This is a genomic window from Sphingomonas sp. 10B4 (genome assembly GCF_035019905.1).
GTDB classification, from domain to species: Bacteria; Pseudomonadota; Alphaproteobacteria; order Sphingomonadales; family Sphingomonadaceae; genus Sphingomonas; species Sphingomonas glacialis.
On the sequence record NZ_JASJVC010000341.1, the window covers coordinates 1 to 233 of the forward strand.

Genomic DNA, 233 nt, shown 5'->3' on the forward strand with positions numbered 1-233 from the left:
TCGAAGAAGTGATCGCCATGGCACGTACAGCACTCGAACCTGGCGCGATCCTCATTGATCATACGACGAACTCAATACCGTAGGACTAAAGTATCTGCACTGTCCCGTGTTTATGGGGCCGCCGGCTGCGCGCAATGCGCAAGGTTCAATGATGGTTGCCGGTCCAAGCGAACTGTTCGAAGCGGTCAAAGAGGAGCTAGCTAATATGACCGGGCGCTTAGTTTATATGGGCG

General features: G+C 53.6%; 1 pseudogene. It reads left to right on the forward strand.

The features are described 5' to 3' along the window. Positions 1–76 precede the first annotated feature (76 nt). Positions 77–233: pseudogene (locus QN347_RS21050) on the forward strand (NAD(P)-binding domain-containing protein); the annotation flags it as partial.